Source organism: Lacrimispora xylanisolvens (assembly GCF_002934545.1).
GTDB classification, from domain to species: Bacteria; Bacillota; Clostridia; order Lachnospirales; family Lachnospiraceae; genus Lacrimispora; species Lacrimispora xylanisolvens.
This window is the reverse complement of record NZ_PTJA01000007.1, coordinates 254389-274769: the sequence shown is the minus strand read 5'-3', so window position 1 is coordinate 274769 and position 20381 is coordinate 254389. Positions and strand designations below refer to the sequence as shown.

The 20381-nt window shown below is 41.4% G+C and carries 23 protein-coding genes; 14 read left to right on the top strand and 9 right to left on the bottom strand.

All coding sequences use genetic code 11. The annotated features are described in order from the left end of the window. Window positions 1–31: 31 nt before the first annotated feature. The gene (locus tag BXY41_RS14960; RefSeq protein ID WP_104437649.1) at window positions 32–619 is read right to left on the bottom strand and encodes a DUF2238 domain-containing protein; all 588 of its coding nucleotides are present in this window, start codon (window positions 617–619) and stop codon (window positions 32–34) included. A 131-nt stretch (window positions 620–750) separates the two neighbouring features. On the opposite strand from BXY41_RS14960, the gene BXY41_RS14955 reads away from it, so the two are divergent. Continuing rightward, window positions 751–2151, top strand: a complete 1401-nt coding sequence (locus BXY41_RS14955) for a L,D-transpeptidase family protein (protein WP_104437648.1) — start codon at window positions 751–753, stop codon at window positions 2149–2151. A 113-nt stretch (window positions 2152–2264) separates the two neighbouring features. Further along, the gene (locus tag BXY41_RS14950) at window positions 2265–2834 is read left to right on the top strand and encodes a thymidine kinase (protein ID WP_104437647.1); all 570 of its coding nucleotides are present in this window, start codon (window positions 2265–2267) and stop codon (window positions 2832–2834) included. 22 nt (window positions 2835–2856) lie between these two features. Here the strand turns inward: BXY41_RS14950 and BXY41_RS14945 are convergent, their stop codons facing one another. The 5 genes from BXY41_RS14945 to BXY41_RS14925 form a co-directional block, all read right to left on the bottom strand. Beyond that, window positions 2857–3393 (bottom strand): CDP-alcohol phosphatidyltransferase family protein, encoded by a 537-nt coding sequence (locus tag BXY41_RS14945; protein WP_170072385.1) that lies wholly within the window; start codon window positions 3391–3393, stop codon window positions 2857–2859. Window positions 3394–3532: 139 nt separating this feature from the next. Further along, the gene (locus BXY41_RS14940) at window positions 3533–4276 is read right to left on the bottom strand and encodes an ABC transporter permease (RefSeq protein ID WP_104437645.1); all 744 of its coding nucleotides are present in this window, start codon (window positions 4274–4276) and stop codon (window positions 3533–3535) included. After that, window positions 4263–4994, bottom strand: a complete 732-nt coding sequence (locus BXY41_RS14935; protein WP_104437644.1) for an ABC transporter ATP-binding protein — start codon at window positions 4992–4994, stop codon at window positions 4263–4265. The genes BXY41_RS14940 and BXY41_RS14935 overlap by 14 nt, the downstream gene beginning before the upstream one ends. Before the next feature lie 56 nt (window positions 4995–5050). Continuing rightward, a complete protein-coding gene (locus BXY41_RS14930) occupies window positions 5051–5812 on the bottom strand; it encodes a MerR family transcriptional regulator (RefSeq protein WP_104437643.1) in 762 nt (253 codons plus the stop codon). 70 nt (window positions 5813–5882) lie between these two features. Next, window positions 5883–6812, bottom strand: a complete 930-nt coding sequence (locus BXY41_RS14925) for a ketopantoate reductase family protein (protein ID WP_104437642.1) — start codon at window positions 6810–6812, stop codon at window positions 5883–5885. Window positions 6813–6947: 135 nt separating this feature from the next. On the opposite strand from BXY41_RS14925, the gene BXY41_RS14920 reads away from it, so the two are divergent. Then, window positions 6948–7841 carry a LysR family transcriptional regulator gene (locus BXY41_RS14920; protein WP_104437641.1) on the top strand — a complete coding sequence of 298 codons (894 nt, stop codon included), beginning with the start codon at window positions 6948–6950 and terminating at the stop codon, window positions 7839–7841. 82 nt (window positions 7842–7923) lie between these two features. Then, window positions 7924–8409, top strand: coding sequence for a large conductance mechanosensitive channel protein MscL (mscL, locus tag BXY41_RS14915; RefSeq protein WP_104437640.1), 486 nt, complete (start codon window positions 7924–7926; stop codon window positions 8407–8409). A 61-nt stretch (window positions 8410–8470) separates the two neighbouring features. Here the strand turns inward: mscL and BXY41_RS14910 are convergent, their stop codons facing one another. Next, window positions 8471–10150 (bottom strand): S8 family peptidase, encoded by a 1680-nt coding sequence (locus tag BXY41_RS14910; protein ID WP_104437639.1) that lies wholly within the window; start codon window positions 10148–10150, stop codon window positions 8471–8473. Between the two features lie 159 nt (window positions 10151–10309). Here BXY41_RS14910 and BXY41_RS14905 point away from each other — a divergent pair, with 159 nt between their 5' ends. The 5 genes from BXY41_RS14905 to hslO all read left to right on the top strand — a co-directional run bounded on the left by BXY41_RS14905 (window position 10310) and on the right by hslO (window position 15129). Further along, the gene (locus BXY41_RS14905) at window positions 10310–11989 is read left to right on the top strand and encodes a S8 family peptidase (protein WP_104437638.1); all 1680 of its coding nucleotides are present in this window, start codon (window positions 10310–10312) and stop codon (window positions 11987–11989) included. A gap of 123 nt (window positions 11990–12112) precedes the next feature. Continuing rightward, window positions 12113–12622: a hypothetical protein gene (locus tag BXY41_RS14900; protein WP_104437637.1), complete on the top strand. Its 510-nt coding sequence runs from the start codon at window positions 12113–12115 to the stop codon at window positions 12620–12622. Between the two features lie 239 nt (window positions 12623–12861). Further along, entirely contained in the window at window positions 12862–13371 is a 510-nt protein-coding gene (locus BXY41_RS14895; RefSeq protein WP_104437682.1) for an SEC-C metal-binding domain-containing protein, read from the top strand. Between the two features lie 119 nt (window positions 13372–13490). Further along, window positions 13491–14258: a class I SAM-dependent DNA methyltransferase gene (locus BXY41_RS14890; RefSeq protein ID WP_146088581.1), complete on the top strand. Its 768-nt coding sequence runs from the start codon at window positions 13491–13493 to the stop codon at window positions 14256–14258. Beyond that, a complete protein-coding gene (gene hslO, locus BXY41_RS14885) occupies window positions 14251–15129 on the top strand; it encodes an Hsp33 family molecular chaperone HslO (RefSeq protein WP_104437636.1) in 879 nt (292 codons plus the stop codon). Before BXY41_RS14890 ends, hslO begins: the two co-directional genes overlap by 8 nt. 114 nt (window positions 15130–15243) lie before the next feature. On the opposite strand, the gene BXY41_RS14880 is transcribed toward hslO, so the two are convergent. Continuing rightward, window positions 15244–15441: a cold shock domain-containing protein gene (locus BXY41_RS14880; RefSeq protein ID WP_024295188.1), complete on the bottom strand. Its 198-nt coding sequence runs from the start codon at window positions 15439–15441 to the stop codon at window positions 15244–15246. Window positions 15442–15652: 211 nt separating this feature from the next. Between BXY41_RS14880 and BXY41_RS14875 the strand changes: the two genes are divergently transcribed. After that, window positions 15653–16198 (top strand): DUF5662 family protein, encoded by a 546-nt coding sequence (locus BXY41_RS14875; protein WP_104437635.1) that lies wholly within the window; start codon window positions 15653–15655, stop codon window positions 16196–16198. Window positions 16199–16205: 7 nt separating this feature from the next. Beyond that, window positions 16206–17015, top strand: a complete 810-nt coding sequence (locus BXY41_RS14870; protein ID WP_104437634.1) for an AraC family transcriptional regulator — start codon at window positions 16206–16208, stop codon at window positions 17013–17015. A gap of 5 nt (window positions 17016–17020) precedes the next feature. On the opposite strand, the gene BXY41_RS14865 is transcribed toward BXY41_RS14870, so the two are convergent. After that, window positions 17021–18115, bottom strand: coding sequence for a ribonuclease H-like domain-containing protein (locus BXY41_RS14865; RefSeq protein ID WP_104437633.1), 1095 nt, complete (start codon window positions 18113–18115; stop codon window positions 17021–17023). Window positions 18116–18293: 178 nt separating this feature from the next. Here BXY41_RS14865 and ruvA point away from each other — a divergent pair, with 178 nt between their 5' ends. The 3 genes from ruvA (at window position 18294) to BXY41_RS14850 (ending at window position 20374) form a co-directional block, all read left to right on the top strand. Beyond that, complete coding sequence (gene ruvA / locus BXY41_RS14860; RefSeq protein ID WP_104437632.1) at window positions 18294–18902, top strand: Holliday junction branch migration protein RuvA; 609 nt, start codon at window positions 18294–18296, stop codon at window positions 18900–18902. 22 nt (window positions 18903–18924) lie between these two features. Then, window positions 18925–19923 (top strand): Holliday junction branch migration DNA helicase RuvB, encoded by a 999-nt coding sequence (gene ruvB, locus BXY41_RS14855; RefSeq protein WP_104437631.1) that lies wholly within the window; start codon window positions 18925–18927, stop codon window positions 19921–19923. An 82-nt stretch (window positions 19924–20005) separates the two neighbouring features. After that, the gene (locus BXY41_RS14850) at window positions 20006–20374 is read left to right on the top strand and encodes a cell division protein ZapA (RefSeq protein ID WP_104437630.1); all 369 of its coding nucleotides are present in this window, start codon (window positions 20006–20008) and stop codon (window positions 20372–20374) included. Window positions 20375–20381 lie beyond the last annotated feature (7 nt).

Below are 20381 nucleotides of genomic sequence, written 5' to 3'. Positions count from 1 at the left end.
TTTTTAGTATGCTACAGATGCCACAATAAAATCATAAGATAAGCCACCATATAATGGTAGCGATTCCTGCTCCGATCATGCAGCAGATTGTATCGTTCATAGTATCAACAAGACCGGCTGGTTGAATTGCATTTTCTGGCATATGATTTACTGACGCATGAATTTTCTGCCAACGCTGGGCATTACCATGTGTAAGGCAATCACTTACATATTCAAGGACTTCCCATATTACATGGAGTGTCACGGAAAATGTAAATCCAAACAGAAGAAATATTATTTTTTTTGAATCGGGATTTATCTTAATTATTGCTGTCCCAAATCCGGTAAATCCAACTCCGGAAAGAAAATGAATGGTTCGGTCCCACCACCAGTACCGATCGTAATAACCCAGGCTGCTGCCAAGATATAATGCCATAAATAAAACAATCAGGTAGATGACGGTGCTGTAGGGATCTATGACTATCCCCAGAAACCGGTCTGCCATGCCAGGCAGATAAGATAATATAAACACCAATATAAGAGAACCAATAATTTTGTATTTTTTCTTAATTAAATAGTACAATGCCAAAACAATTGATAAACAGCGGAAAACAAGCTGAAACAAATTTATAATATGCATATAGTCACCTCGAAATGAAGTATGTACGATTGTAAGAGGAGTATGCAAGTTAATTTACTGGTATTAAATACAATTTCCAGAACATAAAATGATATGATCCCAGTGCATTGTAAAAGTGAGGCTGATCTGTTATGAATTATGAAAAAATGAGCGCTTGTGAAAAGCGGGAGGCCATAGAACTCCTGGGAATCATAGTGACAGCATTGTTGTTATTGTATTTACTCATCGCTTTTTACTTTACCAGTCATTTCTTTTTTTCTACGACCATAAACGGAGCAGATGTATCTTTAAAGAATGAAAGACAGGCGGATCAAAGCATAAGAAGATACACGGAGAATTATAAGCTCCATCTGATTGAACGAGAAGGTAAATCGGATGAGATTACCGGACAGGAAGCAGGGCTGGAATACAAGAATAAAACATATGTAAAAGAAGCACTTAATGAGCAAAAAGCACTTCAATGGATCGGATCATTATTTAAAAAGCAGGAATTTCTTTCGGAAAATTTATTTTTCTATAATGAGAACAAGCTAAATTTGACGTTGAATCAGTTAAACTGCTTTAAACAGGCCAAAATAGAGCCCCAAAATGTATCTTATCAATACACAGACGGACATTATCAAATGGTAAAGGAAATTTACGGTAATCGAGTTGAAAAAGAAAAACTAAAAGCTGCTGTAACAGACAGCCTTTTTAAAGGAGAAACAAAACTTGATCTGGAAGCAAATTCCTGTTACATAAATCCCGTATATACCATGAAATCCCCCAAAGCCTTTAAAACCCTGAGACATTTAAATAAATGCGCTTCTACCCATGTCACTTATCTTTTTGGCAGTGAAAGAGAAGTGGTTGATGGCAATGTAATACAGTACTGGATTGCAGTAGATGAAAATCTGGATATGATACTGGATAAAGATAAAGTCAGGGCCTATGTGAAAGCTATGGGGAAGAAATATGATACGGTTGGCGTGAAAAGAAGTTTTAAAACCTCTCTCGGGACAATGGTGGATATAGAGGGGGGAATCTATGGCTGGAAAATTGATCAGGAAGCTGAAACATTGGCACTGGCGGAAAATATCAACTCAGGGCGGATTCTTATAAAAGAACCTGCTTATGTTCAAAAAGCAGTATCCAGGTCTGGTAATGAAATTGGAGAAACCTATGTGGAGATAAATATAACCAGACAGCATATGTGGTTCTACAAGGATGGCAGACTCATTGCCCAGGGCCCGGTGGTTACGGGGAATCCTAACAGAGGTAATGCTACAGTAACCGGAGCTTACATGCTGAATTATAAACAGGAAGGTGCAGTGCTGTCCGGGCCTGGTTACGAAGCCGGTGTCCAGTACTGGATGCCCTTTTATGGAAATATCGGAATTCACGACGCGAAATGGAGGCATGCGTTTGGAGGCGAGATTTATAAAAAGAATGGAACACATGGCTGCGTGAATGCTCCCTATTATCTTGCTAGAACAATATACAATTATATAGAATCCGGTATTCCCATCATCTGTTATCAGGAGAAAAATTGAGTATAGAACAAAATAGTGATGAATATATTCCAGGTAGACTTCCAACCCGGTCTATGATAAAATGCAACTGGCGGATTAACGCTTTTACTTCATTTAAGACAAAGGGGATAAAGATGGCTAAATTATATTTCAGATATGGGGCGATGGGCAGTTCAAAGACAGCAAACGCACTAATGACCAGATATAATTTTATAGAAAAAGGAAAACAGGTGCTGCTGGTAAAACCGGATATTGAAACCAGAGATGGGATAAACAAGATCCGATCAAGGATTGGCCTGGAGGCGGAATGCATTGTATGGTCTGAGTTGGAGAAATATGATTCGGAACAGCTGAAAAAATCTGATGTTATTATCATAGATGAAGCACAGTTTCTTGCAGAAGCAGATATTGATAAGCTGGCTTATATCGTAGATCAGTATGAGATACCGGTCTTTTGCTATGGTCTTAGAACGGATTTCACTTCACATCTTTTTCCGGGTTCCAAACGGCTCATGGAACTGGCTGATGAAATAACGGAATTAAAGACCGTCTGCTGGTGCGGCAATCGCGCAGGAATGACAGCAAGGATCGATGGAAGCGGAAAAGTTGTGAGAAACGGAGAACAGATTCTGATGGGAGCTAACGATAAATATGTATCTCTGTGCAGGAAACACTATAATGAAGGAAAGATCAAGCCTGACTGAGAGAGTGTTGGCTGACAGGTTGTTATTTTAACAAATGATAGAAACTCCTGATATCAGGATTATAAGTATCTGCTTTCAATAAAATCATGGTTTCCTCCAATGAAGAAATTAAGGGGATAAAAATAACCCAGAGAGGTATGTACCCCAGAATAACAGCCGCGGGGCATGCAAAAAAGAAGATGAAACCGGATAATTTATTTCCTATGGTGTGGAGGATACCTGGTATACCAAATTTTTTTCTTGTGATATACAAATTAAAGAAACGGATCAGTGCGATCAGGATGGCTCCTGAAATAATCGGCGCCGGTATCGTGAGGCTGTAAGAAAGCAGCATTCTGAAAAATGCGGCAAAAAAGAATATAAAATCAGCCAGGCTGTCCAGTCTGGCTCCTGTTTTTGTTTGCCACTTAAATTTTCTTGCAAGAAAGCCGTCAAGGACATCGCTTATTCCGCAGACAAAATAGATCACCAGAAAAAGAATCCAGTTTTTCGTTATAAAAAATAAAAAGACAGACAGGATCAGGCGGACCAGTGTAATATAGTTTGGGATATTTTTCATATTAATCTCCATAGCAGGGAACGTAACTTTCATCTTAACTATGGCACAGAACGCTTTTGTTGTCAATCATATGGATAAACGAAACCTGATGGTATGTCAGGAGTCGTTTATCCAAATTTACTAGTTTAGAGTAAAATATCTATTCCCAACGGAAAAAGCGAAGGGAGAGGGCGGCACATATGAATCCAATCCCTGCCAGGAAATAAACAGGTAAGGCTGACTCTTTTACAGGAGATCCCAGTACTGCAGCTTTTAACAGTTTAATCCCCTGAGTAAGAGGCATGAGATCCGAACATTTTTGAAGTGCAGATGGCATGATTTCATATGGAAGTGTGGCACCGGAAAAAATAATCATAGGAAAATAGAGAATGCTGGCGGCTGCGCTGGCAGTTTTTATATCTGGCGCAATTCCTCCTACCAAAAGTCCGATGCTGAACATGGATACCATCACCAGTAAATATGCTGCTAAGAACGTCAAAACGGATCCTCTTAATTGAAAGTCGAAAAATATTACTCCTGCAGTGTAGAGCAGAACGAGAGAAGCAAAGGAATAGAAAGCATAGATGGACAGCTGTACGGCAAGTATTAGTACAGGACTTGCAGGTGTCACTTGAAAGCGTTTTAGAATATGCTTTTTTCGGTAATCAGACACCACAAGAGGCAGACCCATGACACCGCCCGCACAGATTGCAATCGTTGACACTGCCCCAAATGACTGCTCTACAAAGGTATAACCTGCACCTTCAAAAGCAGGTTTGTCCTTGTAAATAATTCCTAAAAGAATAAAAATTGTTACTGGCATACAGATTGCAAAGATAAACATATCCAATCCTCGAAGCGATAATTTGCACTCTGTTCTAAGTAGTGTTCTAAATGCTTTCATTTTTTCTTTCCTCCTCTGTAAAATAGAAGTAAGCATCCTCCAACTGGTCATAAGGACTGTTTTGTATGGCTTCATTTACGGTTCCCTCAAAAACGGTTCTTCCATTCTTTAAGATCATTATTTTGTCACACAGAGTTTCTACTTCGTCCATAAAGTGGGAAGTTAAAAGTACAGTTAACCCGTCTTCTTTCAGTTTTAAGATGCTGTTCCATACATCCCGACGTGCCCGTACGTCGAGCCCTGTTGTCAGTTCGTCTAAAAAGATTACTTCCGGATCTGCGATGAGAGCCAGTGCAATAAACAGACGCTGCTTTTGTCCCCCGGATAAGTCGTTTACCATCACCTTAAGTTTATCAGAGAGTCCAAACTGATGCAGCAAAAGTTTTGGATCTCTGGGCGTCTTGTATAAAGAGGCAGTGACTTGGCAGAGCTCCCATACCCGTATTTTGTCCTGATAACTGGTTTCCTGAAACTGGACCCCCACCCGTTCATATAATTTTTTTCGATTTGTGAAGGGATTCATACCAAGAATTTCAACTGTTCCATAGTCTGGTTTTCTGGTTCCAAGGATACATTCCATTGCTGTACTTTTTCCTGCGCCATTGGCCCCCAGCAAACCAAATATTTCACCTCTGCATACTGTTAAGTCAAATTGGTCAAGGGCCTTTAAGCTGCCATATGATTTTGTCAGCTTTTCTGCTGTGATTGTAACTTCCATTCTGTTTTCCTCCTTTTGATGATAAAAAGAGAATAACACCAGAACAAAGTCTGGTGTTATAATGTAGAGTCGGCAGGATAAAGTTTTTTCATTTTATTCAACTGAATTTCCATGGCATTTGCAAGTGTTTCTGCTTCCGAAAGAGAAGTAAGCAGTTTATCACAGACTGAAATAATATCTTCTGACTCTTCCGGTGTATCAATTACCTGTCGAATATCGGCACCGGGACTTATGGTAAAGGCATTGAGCATACGAAGAATTGCGGAAAGGGAGTAATTAGCACTACGCAGCAAACGGATGATTTTTAAACGGACAAGATCCTCTCCGGTGTAAATACGATAACCATTCTGCCTTCGTTTTACCGATAAAAGTCCGTTCAGCTCCCAGTTTCTTAATGAATCAATGGATATATCAAGACAGTCGGCAGCCTCTTTTCGGGTATAAACTTCATCTCCCCATTCTTCCGGTTTACCGGATAATAGCTTTTTCGTGATTTTAATGGCTTCTTCTGAATTCCTCTGCTCCTTTTTGATCTGCTGTAAATAATTTTCTGTCATTTTAAGGGCGCTATCGTATTTCAGGTATGCAGCTTCCTTTATAATGTCTACAGCCTGTTTTCTCAGACCGTTTAGAAGAATTTCCGCTTTTAATGCCAGCCTGGCAAATATTATCTGCTCCAGGTGCAGATCTGTGAAAACACGATAGCCGTTGGGGAGGCGTTTCGGTTTTGTAATCAGATTCAGCTCCTCATAGAGTCGTACTGTGTTGGGATGAATTCCTGTTCTATGTGCAATTTCAGCAGTTCGATACGTATTCATAAGCAATGGCACCTCCATTTGGCAGCTACAGTATACCACAGATGGAAAGTCTGGTGCTATAGTGGAGGGTTTATTGTTTGGAATACATCTGTTCCATCCCGTGGATCTGAGTGACCAGCATTAAGTTGCAGGGAGCAGCAATTTTATACTGGCTCCCCAGATCGGCGACAACACCATTTATTCTGTCAATTTCGGTCATTCGCTGATTCTGTCTGTCCTGATACATGCTGGCATAACCATTGGCATCATTGATACATACTTTTGAGACTGCCAGTAGTGCTTCCTTTCTGTCAAGATAAGTGCCGTCTGCTTCTGCGATTAATACGCATTCATAAACAATTCTTTTGCATAAATCCCATAAATAGGGATTGGTATAAATTTCTCCGATCCTGCACTGCATCAATGTGCTTAAGGCGTTGATGCCGCAGTTTATAACCAGCTTCTGCCACAGGACGTACTGGATATTTTCCATGATATTAACGGTAAGACCGCTTTCTTCCAGAGCCTGTGCTGCTATTTTGACATCCCGTAAGGATTCTTCACAGGGAAGATCTGGACCGATGTTAGTGGGACCGCACCCGGAGTGATAAAACTTACCAGGCTCCAGGGAAACACTGTTGTGACTGCTGGTGCCTACAATGATCCGTTCTCTTTTAACAAACTGTGCGATGTCCCGGTTATTGCCCGCACCGTTTTGAAGGGTCATGACGATCGTATCCGGTCCTAACAGAGACTGATTGTTTTTTATGGCTTCATAAGTATGAATTCCTTTTACAAAAACAATAACCAGATCCTGATAGTCAAGACTGGTTCCGCTTAACACTGCTTTTACCTGAAATGGAATTTCTGTATGGTCATGGCTGACTTTAATCAGTCCTTTTGTATTAATGTGTTCTACTAAGGGAGCGTAGCTGTCTAACAGTGTAACTGAATGATTGGGCGCCAGATAGCTGGCATAGAGGCTGCCCATGGCTCCTGCGCCAAGTATTGCTATGTTCATTATGTCCTCCGTGATTGGTATGTTTTTCTTGATTTTACCATGAATTATTTTCTTATTATAATGCTAAAATTTCAATAGTATCATGAAAAAATTTCATGTATAATTAGAAAAGGTAAAAGCAGAGAGGATAATCATATGGATGTAAATAAATATATTCTGTTTGTAAAAGCAGCAGAAACCGGGAATCTTTCCAAGGCGGCAGCACAGCTTAGCTATTCACAGACTGCGGCAAGCCACATGATTTCTTCCATGGAAGAAGAACTGGGAATTAAGCTGCTTTACAGAGGAAGAAATGGTGTCTCATTAACGGAAGAGGGGGAAAGAATTTATTCGGCGGCAAAGGAATTAACAGAAAAGGAAGAGATCATAAGGCAGCTGGCAGGAGAAGAGAACCTACAGCATGGAAAGATCCGCATTGGCGTTATCACAAGTGTTGCAGTCAGATGGATGCCTCAGATGATTATTGAATTCAGAAAAAAATATCCTCTGGTGGATATATTCCTGAACGATGCCATCAATTACGAAATTATGAAAGACTGGTTCTCGAAAGATGTAATTGACTGCGCCATCTCTGCGGAATCAAACAAAAAGGAGAATGAGACCCCGCTGGTAAGAGATCCCTATTATGTCATTTTGCCAAAGGATCACCCTCTTTGTGACTGTGAGACCATTACTCTTACTCATTTAAAAGGGGAAACCTTTATTATACCAAGCGAAGGAACCAGCTATTCCGTGGGGAAAATGCTCCGTCAGGCAAAAGGAAATTTAATGGAGCATAGTGGTTTTTTAAGCGATCAGGCAGCCATATCCATGGTATGCGGAGGCTGCGGAATCAGTATTTTACCAAAGCTGGTTCTGGATTCTTATGGCAGCGGGGGGTATGTAAGAAAAGCTCTGGATCCGGAAGTTTACCGTATTTTATATTTCATCGTTCCTTCCGGCAAGACGCTGCGTCCAACAGTCAGAATATTCTCGGCTTTTGCCAGGGAATGGGTAAAAGAGAATGCGGAAAATGTAATCATTAACTGATATACAGGTATATTCTGACAAAATTTCACCAATCCTAAAAGTCAGATAGGAGTAAGAATTTTAAGAAAAGAGGGATGTTTCTATGAATAATAAAAAGTCAATTACAGCTGAGTTTAAGGAATTTGTTCTGCGGGGAAATGTAGTGGATCTGGCTGTCGGCGTAATAATTGGCGGAGCATTTCAGGGAATTGTAAGTTCCCTGGTGAAAGATGTGATCTCCCCTTTCATCGGTGTGATAACAGGAGGTGTGGATTTTTCCAATCAGTTTTTGCTGCTTTATAAAGTTCCCCAGGGAACGGTCATTCAAACCCTTGCGGATGCGCAGGCACGGGGTCCGGTTTTTGCCTATGGTGCCTTTATAACTTCTGTAATAAATTTCCTCATTATGGCCGTGGTAATATTCCTTATCATTAAGGCGATTAACGTTTTAAGAGGAACGAAACAGGCTGGTGGTTCAGCTGCGGCAGAGGATAAAAAATGTCCTTTTTGTTATCAGCCAGTTGATCCCAAGGCTACCCGCTGTCCTCACTGCACCAGCCAGCTGAATTCCAAAAGTCAGACATCCTAAAGAGAGAATGATGATCTTTGTATAATACGGGGATCATCATTCTCTTTGCGTAATAATAAATTTATAAATTATTATAGAGCTGGTTAATAATACGGTAAACATCAAGTATCCCATAACCCCAGATATTATTTGGATAATGGTAGGCAGGGCTGCGCTGCGCACTTCGGATTAAAAGTTTGTTTGCCTGTTCTCCGGTTATAGAAGTCAGATTTCCTTTTCCCTCTGACCATTCAAACAGAATTGCCATTGCACCGGCAGCCTGTGCAGCAGATGCGCAGGTACCCGTTAATGTTCCGTATTTACCGTTTGGAACCGCACAGGTAATGTTGTAGCCTGGAGCTGCCACGTCAGGCTTTACCTGACCGTTTCTTGTATATCCCCTGCTGGACTCATTTAAAATATTACCTGTCTGCTGATTATAGGCGGTTACTGTAAATACACTTTTGGTATTACCAGGTGAAGTAATGGTCGTATCAGGATCGGGACTGAGAAAGAACGTATTTTCAGAAATTAAATTTCCTGAGGGAAGCCAGGCATTAAAAGAGAAACGCTCATTTTCCGTACTCCTTAAATGAAAGTTCCATGTACCGGGAAGGGGATTTTCAAAGCGCAGTAAGATAAGCTGATCACCGGTTTGCTGCTCAAATGTTATATTATTAATCCAAAGTATGGTTTCACTTTCCTGGAATTCATATTTTATGCAATCACTAAAGGAAGGGTCGGTCTGAGGAGCCTTTTCCATATTGGGAGAAGTGACCTCAATAGAAAGCTGCCCTGGGGGCTGAGACCATATTTCCATGGCAAATTTCATTTCTCCCTGGCCAACGTTTAGCTGGAAATCCCTTGTATAAGGCAGTGAAACCACAGAATTAAAATGATGTCTTCCGTTATTTCCTTCGTTACCAGCTGACGTAACAATTCCAACTTCTGGTATCTGAACCAGATCATCAATATATCTGGATAGAACACCTTTTCCGTCATGACCTCCCTGGCTGCTTCCCAGAGCAAGGCAGATCACCAGGGGACGCTTCAACTTTTGAGCAAGGACAACCAGATAACGGATACCAAGTATAATGTCACTTTCCTGGTAACACAGCCTGTCATCAGGAATTGCATAGAGCATTTTTAAATTTTGCTTTGCTTCCTTAAGTTTAACAACTGCCAGTTCTGCATTTGTAACAATTCCCTGGAACGGAGGATCCTTACTCTGGCTTCCTGCAATAATACTTGCGACGGCAGTTCCATGGCCAATTAAATCCTGGGTTGGCACTGTTAGCAAAGGGTCATCTGAACTGAGAGCGCTGTTAATGGCTGCTTTTGTGTATTCCGTTCCAAATGTAAAACTCTGTGGAGCAGGACCGTTTTGAATGGTCTGATCCCAGACAGATAGAATTTTAGTTGTTTTATCCCTGTTGAGGAAAGCGGAGTGCTGATAATCAATTCCGGTATCCACGATCCCTATGATCGTTCCCTGGCCTGAGAGGGAAAAATCAGGGGGCTGCTGGGTATACCGTAAAGGACCAGAATAATACCGGCCAATGGCTGAAGTTAGTGTATAGACATTGGGAAAGAAATGATATGGATTTACTCCAAGATCGCAGAGATCTTTATTTTTTTTTGATACATGGAGCAGGGAAAAATATCCATTTAAAAGAGTGATATCATCACCAGCGCCGAAATTGGGTACCATGTAATTATTAATTATCATATCATAATAATTATTGTCCAGTATTTTCCCCATAAACTGTTCTCCTTTATTCCGTTTCTCCAGGCATATGTTATATCTTATGCAATAGTCTTTCCATTATGAGTGGTCTGCTTCCAACACAACTCATAATAAGTGCCTTTTCGCATAAGATATATCATATGTACTTCAAGTGATAGACAGGGAGGCCTGCTTATGCAAAAAATACTGGATGAGAATTATTATGATATCATTATCAGTAACGTGATGAGACCCACTTATGATACAGGAGATAATATCACTTATATGAATTTAAGGCATTCGCTGGCTCACATCCCCATCCCTAATATTCCGCCGGATCCATGCGATTTGGGAACCTATCCTTATAATGCTTTTCCCTCTGTGCTGACCCTTAGTTCCACGGTCAGTCTGGAAAAATCAGGAATTGGAACGGTTCAGAGAAATCCATATCTGGCTTTATTTGGGAGAGGGGTCATAGTAGCAGTCATAGACACTGGTATTGATTATCAGCACCAGGCGTTTCTTTTTAATGATGGAACGACCCGTATCCTATCACTCTGGGATCAGACGATCCAGACTGGTACTCCTCCAGCGGGATATACATATGGATCCGAGTATACCAGGGAGTATATCAATGTGGCTCTCCGGTCGGAAAATCCCCTCTCAATTGTACCTTCTGAGGATACCAACGGACATGGTACTGCAATCGCCAGTGTAATGGCAGGCAAGCCAAATGCAGCCCAGTCTTTCAGCGGTGTGGTACCGGAGGCAGATCTGGTAATTGTAAAGCTGAAACCCGCAAAAAATACCCTGAAACATATATTTTTTGTTCCTGAAAATGTGGAATGCTATCAGGAATCTGATTTGATTATCGGACTCAGTTATGTAACAGAGCTTGCCAAGAGACTCAACCGGCCCATAGCTGTGTGTATCGCTATGGGAACCAATCAGTCAAGTCACGATGGTCGGGGGGCAACCAGTTATATTACTAATTTTCTGGCTGAACAGCCCCAGACAGGTATCATAATCTCAGCAGGAAACGAAGGGAATAAACGGAGACACTATTTTAATAATACCGTTGCAGATCCCTATATCAATGAGTTTGAAATGCGGGTGGGAGAAAATGATAAGCTTTTTTCTCTGGAGATCTGGCCATTTGCTCCGGCAAGACTTTCGGTTGAAATTACAGTGCCAAACAGAGAAACCACCGGACAGGTATTTCCTACACTTGGCGAATGCAGAAGATTTTCTTTTGTTTTAAATGAAAGTGTCATATACGTAAATAATTATATCTTTGAAGAAGAGACGGGAGATCAGTTGATCCTGATCCGTTTTCAGAATCCTATACCGGGAATATGGACCATTAAACTGCAGAATCTGGAAAACGAGGCTTTCTCATTCCACTCCTGGCTGCCATCGGGAAATCTGATCAGTGAAAATACGTTCTTCTTAAATTCCAATCCGGATACAACCATAACTGCTCCGGGTACGTCAACTCATCCCCTTGCCGTAACCGCTTATAATGGGGATAATGACAGTATATTACCGGAGTCAGGAAGAGGGTTTACAAGAACCGGATATATCAAACCGGACATTGCAGCACCAGGGTATCAGCTTACCTGTGCAGTACCAGGAAATCAATATGGTACTGTAACGGGATGCGGGTGTGCAGCTGCACAGGCCGCAGGAATAGAAGCTATGGTTTTTGAATGGGCGGTACCAAGAGGTAATTATACAACCATAACAGGGAATGATGTAAACCGGCTTTTGATCAGAGGAGCCAGGCGGAATCCATCCAATACATATCCCAATAATGTGTGGGGTTATGGGCAAATTGATATTAACACTCTTTTCGAACGGCTCACCAATATTTAAAGTCAGGACATCCCGTTGTCCATAAGTCTGGGAATCCCGTATTTTATGGAAATAATAGTTGAGGTCAGAGGGTTGTTCCTGTATAATTAAGAGTACTGCAAAAGAAAGGAATGGAGATACGGTATGAAGCATGAGGAAGAGATTGGACTGGAATCCTTAAACGGTCTGGTGACAAGTGAACTGAAGTGGTATGTATTTGATCTGATTATGGAACGGTTAAAACTGGATAAAATAGATGAGTGCAGATACAGTGTGGAGAAAGAAGAAACAGATAAAATCAGCTTTTATATTAAGGATGGAACCATTCTGGTTTCTGGTAAAGATGGTGGGGATTTAAAAGTCTATGAAAATTTATACCTGGCAGTCTGCGATTTTTTCAATCGGGTATATCAGGATGAGGCAAAGACAGAGGAAGCCATATCCCGTTTTCTTACCAGGACACTTGATCTTCCCATCCTTATGAAAAAGCCCAGCCGATCCTTACTTCAGGAACAGATAAAGGAATGCGAGGAACGGATTGCAGCACTTGATGAGCAGCTGCAAAAGGAAGACGTAAAATCCTTAAGGTCAAAACGCAGACTGGATGGAATCTATCTGGAGGGGCTGAAAGCAAAACTTTCCGGACTTTATTAAAATTAAATTGATTTATGTGAATAAAAACAATGGTATGGGTGATAATAGAATTATACCAAAGATAAGTGAATACTTATCCTCCCCTTTTTAATACCCCATGTGCGGCAAAGGCGTCGCATGTGGGGTATTTTTTGCAGTTTGTATTTTTCTTAAAAGCTGCATTGCAAAATTTTTCAATATGTTATATACTGTTTGATGGAGTATTACAAGAAAGAACAGACAAAAGGATGGTTTTAATCATGACTATTTTAGAAAATTGGAGAAATCTGGCATACGGCGAAGGTCTGGATGATAAAGAAAAAGAAGAATTATGGACCCAGTATTTTAAGGTTGAAAAGGGAATTTACGAACATATTCTGTCTAAGCCGGAAGAAGTAGTGGAAGGAACCGTTGAAGAACTGGCTAAGAGATATGGCACAGATGTGCAGACTATGACCGGATTTTTAGATGGTATCAATGAAAGCTTAAAGGGTTACGAGAATCCTGTTGAGACGATGGACGAGAATACCGTTGTTAAAATTGAGATCGATCCGGAAAAGCTTTATTATAATATGGTAGAAGCAAAAGCGGAATGGCTCTACAGCCTTCCCCAGTGGGATCAGATCCTGACAGAGGAAAAGAAGAAGGAACTTTATAAGACTCAGAAGGCTTCCGGAACCATTGTAAAGGGTGCTAAAATCGGAAGAAATGATCCATGTCCATGCGGCAGCGGCAAGAAATATAAAAAGTGCTGCGGACAGAACCTGTAATTGTAACGGTTGCTGCGATTGCAGTGAGACAATGAGACAGGAAAGCAGGTACCTCTCCGGGGCTACCTGCTTTGTTTTTCCATTGGGAGAAATAGCGCTATAAAGAAAGGAACTCATAAGTGGAAGCGTATACAAATTTTGCCGAAGTCTACGACCTGTTTATGGATAATATTCCATACGAAGACTGGTGCAGTTATGTGACTGGCCTTTTAAAAGAGTATGGGGTGAAAGACGGCCTGGTTCTGGATTTAGGCTGCGGAACAGGAAGTCTTACAGAGCTTCTTGCAGATGCAGGCTATGATATGATTGGAGTGGACAACTCGGAAGATATGCTTCAGATTGCCATGGATAAGCGGGCAGAATCTGGTAAGGATATTCTTTATCTGCTGCAGGATATGAGAGAGTTTGAACTCTATGGCACTGTGAAGGCTGTTTTAAGTATCTGTGACTGTATCAACTATATCTTGGATTACAAAGATCTGGTGGAGGTATTCCGGCTGGTAAATAATTATCTTGATCCCGGCGGCGTTTTTATCTTTGACCTGAATACGGTTTATAAGTATGAATCGGTAATGGGAGATACTACCATTGCAGAAGACAGGGAGGAATGCAGCTTTATCTGGGATAATTTTTATGATGAGGATACAAAAATCAACGAATACGATCTTTCTCTCTTTATCAGAGAGGAAGAGGATCTGTATCGGAAATATATGGAAACCCATTACCAGAGAGCTTATACCATCGATGAGATTAAAAAGGCATTAAAGGAAGCCGGACTGGAGTTTTTACAGGCATACGATGCTTTTACCAGGGAACCGGTTAAGGATACCAGTGAACGAATTTATCTGATTGCGCGAGAGCATGGAAAGGAGCAAATAAATGGCTGATTATATTGTAAGAGCGACAGCAGGGGATCATCAGATCAGAGCTTTTGCAGCGACTACCAGGGATCTGGTGGAGCATGCAAGACAGGCTCATAATACCAGTCCTGTGGCAACGGCGGCGTTAGGAAGACTTTTAACGGCTGGCGGTATGATGGGGATTATGATGAAGGGAGAAGAGGATTTACTTACAATTAAGATCCAGGGAAGCGGTCCCATAGAAGGTCTGACTGTAACTGCGGACTCCAAGGGAAATGTAAAAGGATATGCATATAATCCAGGCGTTATGCTGCCTCCCAATGAGTTTGGAAAACTGGATGTGGGCGGTGCTGTTGGAGAAGGCGTTTTAAGCGTGATCCAGGACATTGGTTTAAAAGAGCCATATGTGGGACAGACCATATTGGTTGGCGGAGAAATCGCAGAAGATCTTACCTATTATTATGCCAATTCAGAACAGACACCTTCTTCCGTAGCACTTGGTGTTTTAATGAACAAAGATAATACGGTAAAGCAGGCAGGCGGTTTTATTATCCAGCTTCTTCCGGGAGCATCAGAAGAGATGATTGAATTACTGGAAAAAAGACTGGGTGAGATCCATTCAGTGACTTCTCTTTTGGAAGAAGGGAAAACTCCGGAGATGATACTGACCTATATTCTGGGCGGACTTGGTCTGGAGATTATGGAGCAGACACCGGTACAGTTTACCTGTAACTGTGATAAACAGCGGGTTGAAAAGGCGTTAATCAGCATTGGAAGAAAAGAACTGGAAGAGATGATTGAGGACGGAAAGAGCATAGAAGTAAACTGCCATTTCTGTAACAAACATTATGAATTTACAGTGGAAGATTTATCAGAGTTATACGAGAAAGCAAAATAAACAAAATCATAGAAGCGTCAAAAAGAGCCATCCTGGGGATGGCTCCAATCGTAATCATGTGAAACAATATAACTTCTTCCTATATTGAAAAAAGGTACACTGATAAGTCAATGATTATATTTTGATAACGTTTGTAGCCTGAGGACCCTTAGCTCCATCTACTACATCGAACTCTACAGCAGCGCCTTCATCTAAAGACTTGAAACCATCCATGTTGAGACCTGAGTAGTGAACGAATACATCGTTACCCTGTTCGTCGGAAATAAATCCGTAACCCTTTTGGTTGTTAAACCACTTAACTGTACCTTTCATTATGATACCTCCAAAACGACTATAAATTGTACTGTTACAGGATATCTGTAACTTCCCTAAGAATAGCATAAAATGGGTAAGGTGTCAAACATTTTCCACCATAAAAAACAAGAATTCTCTTAAAAAAATGAAACCGAAAAATATGTGGTAAAATCATAGGTATTTGTGATAAAATGGGTGAAGATTTTACGTTGGGACAGGAAGGATAAATATGAAACTTAAAAACTTTTGGGGACATTTTTGTACCATTCATATACACAAAATCCGGGTTATGAAAAACTGCTTTCGGGTAGGTCTGATAAAGCAGGGCCTGCTTCACGATCTTTCCAAATACAGTCTGGAAGAATTCATACCAGGTGTCTTATATTATCAGGGAAACAGAAGTCCCAATGCGGCTGAAATTGAAGACAAAGGCTTTTCCAAAGCATGGCTTCATCACAAAGGGCGAAACAAGCATCACTGTGAATACTGGATCGATTTCTCCATGGATCCGTCAAAAGGAATGATTGGTTACAAAATGCCTCTTAAATATCTGGTGGAGATGGTCATGGACCGGATTGCAGCGTCTAAGACCTATAAGGGGAAAGATTATACGGATGCATCTCCCTGGGAATATTACGTACAGGGGAAGGCTTATATGATTGTTGCGCCTGAGACGGAAAGACTTTTAGAAACCCTTCTTATCATGTTAAAAGAGGAAGGAGAGAAAAAAACGTTTTCCTACATCAGAGAATTGTTAAAAAAAGGGGACTATTAAAGAAATTATGGAATTTCAAATCAGCAGGACAAGACGTCCTTATGAATTTAATATGTGGAAAAGCCATTGGCACCCTTATTATGAACTGTTCTACCTGGTATCGGGGCATTGTAAAATATTTATTAATCACAGCTTATATTATCTGGAACCAGGTGATATGGTATTCATCACACCTGGTGAAATCCACAGGACTACTAATTATTCCAGTCCGGTCAACGAAAGGATCACTTTAAGCTTTGATCAGGAATATTTAAATGACATGACTCAAAGCTGCGGTTACCATCTGACAGATTCTTTATTCCAAAGCTCCAAAGTCTCCATACCGGCAGGCAGCAGGTCCTACGCGGAAGAATTAATTCAGAAAATGGTTTATGAGGGAGCTGGTCAGGATGGATATTCTCCCATGATGATGAGAAATTATCTATATGAATTACTGATTTTTCTTTCCAGATGTCAGGAAGCCAGACCGGTTGCAGGGAAGATGGAGGTTGGTGAAAAAGCCATAGAAGAAGCGGCGGAATATATCTACCATAACTTCGGAGCACCTCTGACTTTGAATGAAGTTGCAGAAATGATCCATATGAGTCCTGCCTATTTCTCCAGAAAATTTAAATCAGTAACAGGATTTGGATTTAAAGAGTATTTAACCAATATCCGGATCCGGGAAGCTGCCCAGCAGTTAATCAATACTTCAAAATCTGTGACAGATATTGCACTTGAATGCGGGTTTGGTGACGGAAATTACTTTGGAGATGCCTTTAAAAAGATCAAAGGTGTATCTCCAAGAGACTTCCGTAAAATGCAGGGGATCCGATAAACGGTTTAAGAAGAAAGATGATCGAACAGGTGGCGGATATAAGCCTGAAGCTTCACCTGATCCTGAAAGAACTTTGGGTCATATGCAAAATACGTGATCTTATCTTTCCACTGATACTGAAGAACGGGTGTCCATAAAGGAGAAAACTGAGGTACATAGCAGCCGGTCTGCCGGATATAGCAGTTTTTTGCAGACGCCTTCACCCGCGCTTCTTTGTCCACGTATTCTGCCACACTTTTATGAATGGCTCTGTCTTCATATATGAGATAATAGTAATTTTTGTAATCCGGATAAAAGTATTTCAGTTCTCCCTCATACAGGTCGATGAGAAGGGTGAGCTCTCTGCCGTCTGCCGTTGCCCTGACCATGGAATTGGCTTTTGAAAATCCCACAGGTACAGAGAAACCATTTTCAAGGGTCAGTTTAAGAAGATGCTGCTCCCGCCCGAGTAAATCGGGATTGATAATAAGCTCCTGGTCTGACAATGAAAAGTCATGCTCCAGAAAATCCGGGTAGTTTAAAATGGGGAGAATTAAGGGCATACCTTTTAAATCGTCTTCATTATGTAGGATCAGTAAATCAAAAAGGTACTGGTCCCTGGAAAATAAGTAATCTTTATAAACTTCAATCAGCTGTCCGCCGGAATAAAGATCCTTCCGTTCCACACCCAGGAATGCTTCAATGGCTTTCTGCTTCATGCTTGAAAGACCTAAAAGATTCCGGTATGGACGGATTTTTTTATAGATGTCCAGGCTTTCGGTGCCTGAAAAATTATAGTCAAACCCATAGGCATGGCAACGCTTTAACAGATAAGGAATATCAAATCCATCCCCGTTAAAATGAATTACTTTTTTAAAACTTTTAAGAAATTCGAAAAAGGTTACAAGAAGCTCTTTTTCCGAATCCAGAGTATCGGCAAACCATTGAACCAGATTCCAGACCCCGTTCCTGTAATAGACACATCCAATTAAGTAGAGAGTGGAATACTCCCCTGAAAATCCGGTGGTTTCTATGTCAAAGAACAGAAGCTCCTCCCGGTTTCCCAGACGGTGAAGGGGATAGGTTTCTTCAAAGGCTATTTGTTTTTTTAGAGTGATCATCGGCAGTTTCGTCCTTTCTTTCGCTTCTTAATTATAGCCAAAGCTTTCTGGTTCGTCAACGGAGTACAGAATATTTGTTCGATCAATTACTTGCATATCAACTGGCAGTATGCTATGATAAAAATCAAAGGAATGGTTTTACAAAAGTATTTGCAAGGCATAAAAGGAGAACTGCAGAGTGATTTCTTTCGTAAAAGGACCGATTGCCGAGATGACAGGAGACTGTGTCGTAATTGAGTGCGGAAACGTGGGGTATGAAATTTTCATTCCCCTGTCTGTATTTGAGAAGCTTCCGGGCGTCGGCAGGGAAGTAAAGTTATATACATATTTTCAGGTGAGAGAGGATGCCATGTGTCTCTACGGCTTCTTGTCCCGCCAGGATCTAAAGATGTTTAAGCAGCTGATCAGTGTGAATGGAATTGGCCCCAAAGGAGCACTGGGGATTTTGTCTGCCATGGATCCGGATGATTTAAAAAGAGCGGTGATATCAGGAGATGCAAAGGCTATTTCCAAGGCGCCTGGCGTAGGTGCGAAAACTGCTCAGAGAATTATTCTGGATTTAAAGGATAAGATTGATATAGAAGATATGATCCCAGCTGCCTTTAAAGAGGCGGTGAATGAGCTGGGAAAAGAGACCGGAGTCACTGGTGAGGCCATTGATGCACTCACTGCACTTGGTTATTCTCCTGCGGAAGCCGGACGTGCGGTGCGTCAGGTAGAGGTAACGGACACCATGTCTGTGGAGGATGTCTTAAAGGCTTCCTTAAAGCATTTGGCATTTATATAGAATATAACAGGGTATGGCGAAGATGGAGCGTAGAATAATAACCACAGAGTTAACAGAAGAAGATAAGAAAATTGAACCGAATTTAAGGCCCAGAAGTCTGAATGAATATATCGGACAGGAGAAGATCCGGACCAATTTAAAAGTATATATTGAAGCGGCAAAAGCCAGAGGAGAATCCTTAGACCATGTATTGTTCTATGGTCCTCCTGGACTTGGAAAGACCACTCTTTCCGGTATTATTGCCAATGAGATGGGCGTGAACATGAAAGTTACTTCAGGCCCCGCCATAGAAAAGCCGGGTGAGATGGCAGCTATTTTAAATAATCTTCAGGAAGGCGATGTCTTGTTTGTGGATGAGATTCACCGCTTAAACCGGCAGGTGGAGGAAGTACTTTATCCCGCCATGGAGGATTTCGCCATTGATATCATGCTTGGAAAAGACTCGGCAGCCAGATCCATCCGGCTGGACCTTCCTAAGTTTACCCTGGTGGGAGCCACCACCAGAGCCGGACTTTTGACGGCACCCCTTCGGGATCGTTTTGGAGTAGTTCAAAAGCTGGAATTTTATACACCAGATGAGTTAAAGATAATTGTATCCCGATCCGCAGATGTTCTGGGGGTGGAAATCGAGGAAGAGGGAGCGGTGGAGATTGCCAGGCGTTCCAGAGGGACACCAAGACTGGCAAACCGCCTGTTAAAGAGAGTGCGGGATTTTGCCCAGGTTAAGTACCATGGAGTGATTACCAGGGAAGTGGCTGATTTCGCTCTTGATATACTGGATGTGGATAAATTTGGACTGGATTATAACGACCGCGCAATTCTTACCACAGTAATTGAAAAATTTGCCGGTGGTCCTGTTGGCCTTGATACCCTTGCTGCTGCTTTGGGTGAGGATGCGGGAACCCTGGAAGATGTATATGAACCCTATCTTCTGATGAATGGATTTTTAAACCGGACGTCCAGAGGACGGGTAGCGACGGAACGGGCTTATGGGCATCTTGGTATCCCCATGGAGTCATAACTGCCTGAATTTTAGAACTTTCCTAACTGTGTAAAGTATGATATAGTAAAGAAAGAGCAAATGATAACAGGGAGAGAACAACATGAATTCCAAGCAATATACAGAAGTTTTGATTGATGGCAAGATTTATGCACTTGGCGGCAGTGAAGAAGAGGGATATATACAGCGCCTTGCCAGCTACATCAATGAGATGATCATAACTTTAAAACGTCGGGAAGGATTCACGAAGCAGAGTGCAGAATACCAGAACGTTATGATAGAGTTAAATATGGCAGATGATTATTTTAAGGCCAGAGAACAGATAGCAAGGCTGGAGCAGCAAAAGACTGAGATGGAGAAGGAAACCTACAGTTTAAAGCATGAGCTGGTTGCAACTCAGATGAAGCTGGAGGCAGTGAAAACAGAACTGGCCGGACTAAAGAAATCTTCTGGTTCAGACAGGAATGAATAAGGCAGGA

Coding starts and splice junctions, on each gene's coding strand:
- BXY41_RS14960 (WP_104437649.1), bottom strand. CDS start 619: ATGCATATTATAAATTTGTTTCAGCTTGTTTTCCGCTGTTTATCAATT.
- BXY41_RS14955 (WP_104437648.1), top strand. CDS start 751: ATGAATTATGAAAAAATGAGCGCTTGTGAAAAGCGGGAGGCCATAGAA.
- BXY41_RS14950 (WP_104437647.1), top strand. CDS start 2,265: ATGGCTAAATTATATTTCAGATATGGGGCGATGGGCAGTTCAAAGACA.
- BXY41_RS14945 (WP_170072385.1), bottom strand. CDS start 3,393: ATGAAAAATATCCCAAACTATATTACACTGGTCCGCCTGATCCTGTCT.
- BXY41_RS14940 (WP_104437645.1), bottom strand. CDS start 4,276: ATGAAAGCATTTAGAACACTACTTAGAACAGAGTGCAAATTATCGCTT.
- BXY41_RS14935 (WP_104437644.1), bottom strand. CDS start 4,994: ATGGAAGTTACAATCACAGCAGAAAAGCTGACAAAATCATATGGCAGC.
- BXY41_RS14930 (WP_104437643.1), bottom strand. CDS start 5,812: ATGAATACGTATCGAACTGCTGAAATTGCACATAGAACAGGAATTCAT.
- BXY41_RS14925 (WP_104437642.1), bottom strand. CDS start 6,812: ATGAACATAGCAATACTTGGCGCAGGAGCCATGGGCAGCCTCTATGCC.
- BXY41_RS14920 (WP_104437641.1), top strand. CDS start 6,948: ATGGATGTAAATAAATATATTCTGTTTGTAAAAGCAGCAGAAACCGGG.
- mscL (WP_104437640.1), top strand. CDS start 7,924: ATGAATAATAAAAAGTCAATTACAGCTGAGTTTAAGGAATTTGTTCTG.
- BXY41_RS14910 (WP_104437639.1), bottom strand. CDS start 10,150: ATGGGGAAAATACTGGACAATAATTATTATGATATGATAATTAATAAT.
- BXY41_RS14905 (WP_104437638.1), top strand. CDS start 10,310: ATGCAAAAAATACTGGATGAGAATTATTATGATATCATTATCAGTAAC.
- BXY41_RS14900 (WP_104437637.1), top strand. CDS start 12,113: ATGAAGCATGAGGAAGAGATTGGACTGGAATCCTTAAACGGTCTGGTG.
- BXY41_RS14895 (WP_104437682.1), top strand. CDS start 12,862: ATGACTATTTTAGAAAATTGGAGAAATCTGGCATACGGCGAAGGTCTG.
- hslO (WP_104437636.1), top strand. CDS start 14,251: ATGGCTGATTATATTGTAAGAGCGACAGCAGGGGATCATCAGATCAGA.
- BXY41_RS14880 (WP_024295188.1), bottom strand. CDS start 15,441: ATGAAAGGTACAGTTAAGTGGTTTAACAACCAAAAGGGTTACGGATTT.
- BXY41_RS14875 (WP_104437635.1), top strand. CDS start 15,653: ATGAAACTTAAAAACTTTTGGGGACATTTTTGTACCATTCATATACAC.
- BXY41_RS14870 (WP_104437634.1), top strand. CDS start 16,206: ATGGAATTTCAAATCAGCAGGACAAGACGTCCTTATGAATTTAATATG.
- BXY41_RS14865 (WP_104437633.1), bottom strand. CDS start 18,115: ATGATCACTCTAAAAAAACAAATAGCCTTTGAAGAAACCTATCCCCTT.
- ruvB (WP_104437631.1), top strand. CDS start 18,925: ATGGAGCGTAGAATAATAACCACAGAGTTAACAGAAGAAGATAAGAAA.
- BXY41_RS14850 (WP_104437630.1), top strand. CDS start 20,006: ATGAATTCCAAGCAATATACAGAAGTTTTGATTGATGGCAAGATTTAT.